The sequence below is a fragment of the Dolichospermum sp. LEGE 00246 genome (genome assembly GCF_015207865.1).
GTDB lineage: Bacteria > Cyanobacteriota > Cyanobacteriia > Cyanobacteriales > Nostocaceae > Dolichospermum > Dolichospermum heterosporum.
This window is the reverse complement of sequence record NZ_JADEWA010000659.1, coordinates 1-2066: the sequence shown is the minus strand read 5'-3', so window position 1 is coordinate 2066 and position 2066 is coordinate 1. Positions and strand designations below refer to the sequence as shown.

Here is a 2066-nt window from a genome sequence, read left to right as displayed (position 1 = left end):
TAAGAGACAGGGGCAGGGGGCAGGGAGAATATTTATTGCCTATTGCCTATTGCCTATTGCCTATTGCCTATTGCCTATTGCCTATTGCCTATTGCCTATTGCCTTCTTCCTGACAACTAACAACTGACAACTGACCAATTACTCAGGCGATTTGAGAGCTTGATCTAGAATTTGTCTAGCTTGTTCTGCTTTTCCTCTGGCTTCCTGGTAACGCAGGTTGGCTTGAGCAAAATTTTTCAAGACCTTAAAACCTTCTTTAAGATGGGTTATTTCTTCCTCAGTGACGGATTTATCGGAAAATAGGACATCAATGGCTTGACGAATTTCTAAGGCTTCAGTGCGTGATTCTTGGACTTTTAATTTTAATGAAGCTAAATTACTCAGGATTTGTACTGCTTGGGTAATTTCATCTTCACGGCTAGAAGTATCTGTGGTTGGTTCTTTCACCTCTATTAATTGTTGCGGACCAAATCCTTCTTCTAGTTCTGTGGGTAGTTCACCCGCGTCCATGAGTTCCATTAGCTGATCCATTGCTTTGTCACGAGCTTTAGCGGAATCTTTACCAGGAACTGTCAGGATAATTTCTGGGCTTTGAGCGAGGCTGTATTGAACCATAGCTGTATATATAAGTCCTATCTAGCTAATTTGTGAAAAGTATGATTGTAATTAAGAACTGCAATGAAAAGAAATTTAGCTTCAATTATACTGAATAAAGGTAAACCAAAATATAACAAAAGGGAAGATTTATGACTCCCAATCCCGCTATTATGCGTTCTGTGGAACAACTAGGCTACCGAGTCACGGTTGGTGATGTAGCCACCCAGATAGGATTAAATATAGCTGAAGTCAATCAAAGTTTATTAGCTCTAGCGGCTGATGCTGGGGGACATTTACAGGTTGCAGAATCAGGTGATGTTGTTTATCAATTTCCTCGCAATTTTCGGGATATTTTACGCAATAAATATTTGCAAATACGGTTGCGGGAGTGGTGGAAAAAAGTTTGGTCTGTGCTATTTTACCTAATTCGGATTTCTTTTGGCATTCTTTTAGTTGCTTCTATCTTGCTGATTACTGTAACTATTATCATTATTATGACTGCTAGTTCAAATCGGGATGATGATAATCGCAGTAGTTCTAGAGGTAATAATTTCTTCTTTTTCCCGGATTTATTCTGGTATTTTAGCCCAAATTATCGTGATACCCGGCAAGAAAGACTGAGGGAACGGGGCGAAGGTAGTGAAATGAATTTTTTTGAGGCTGTGTTTTCATTCTTGTTTGGTGATGGTGATCCTAATGCCAGTTTGGAAGAACGCCGTTGGGAAGAAATTGGGGCTGTGATTAGTAATAATCAAGGTGCTGTGGTTGCAGAACAAATTGCTCCTTATTTGGATGATGTTGGCGAAAAATATCAACAAGAATATGAGGATTATATGTTGCCTATGCTGGTAAGATTTAATGGAATGCCCCAGGTAAGTTCTGACGGGCAAATAGTCTATTATTTCCCAGAGTTACAAGTAAGAGCTAGTAAAAAGCAACGGCGTTCAATATCTGAATATCTCCATGAATTTTCCTGGAATTTCAGTGCGGCTAGTTCTGGACAAATTCTCCTTAGTGCTGGTTTAGGAGGAGTGAATTTTGTTGGAGCTTTAATTTTGGGCAATTTATTAAGAAATGGCACAATTGCGGCTCAAATTGGCGGATTGGTGGCTTTTGTGCAGGGTATTTATGGATTGTTATTGGCTTATGGTACAGGGTTTCTCGCTATTCCCTTAATTCGGTATTTCTGGATTAAGCGACGCAATGATGAGATTTCTACTCGCAATCTTCAACGCCAAGAACGGGCTAGATTATTAGCGGGTGCGGATACTTCTTTACAGAAAAAGATCGCTTTTGCTCGTGAATTTGCTACAGAAAAAGTGATTGGTAAGGAAGATGCTGTTTATTCCACAGATACAGATTTACTCGAACAGGAATTTCAGAATAAGCAAATAGGTGATTAGTCAGTTGTCAGTTGTCAGTTGTCATTGGGAAAATTCTTTCTCCCCCCTACTCCCCCTACTCCCCCT

General features: G+C 39.8%; 2 protein-coding genes. One reads left to right on the top strand and one right to left on the bottom strand.

What is annotated here, in order from left to right; translation table 11 throughout:
- Positions 1-138 precede the first annotated feature (138 nt).
- Positions 139-615 (bottom strand): hypothetical protein, encoded by a 477-nt coding sequence (locus IQ228_RS25230; protein ID WP_027404051.1) that lies wholly within the window; start codon positions 613-615, stop codon positions 139-141.
- Between the two features lie 131 nt (positions 616-746).
- Between IQ228_RS25230 and IQ228_RS25225 the strand changes: the two genes are divergently transcribed.
- Entirely contained in the window at positions 747-2000 is a 1254-nt protein-coding gene (locus IQ228_RS25225; RefSeq protein ID WP_193964880.1) for a hypothetical protein, read from the top strand.
- Positions 2001-2066: the final 66 nt, after the last annotated feature.

Coding starts and splice junctions, on each gene's coding strand:
- IQ228_RS25230 (WP_027404051.1), bottom strand. CDS start 615: ATGGTTCAATACAGCCTCGCTCAAAGCCCAGAAATTATCCTGACAGTT.
- IQ228_RS25225 (WP_193964880.1), top strand. CDS start 747: ATGACTCCCAATCCCGCTATTATGCGTTCTGTGGAACAACTAGGCTAC.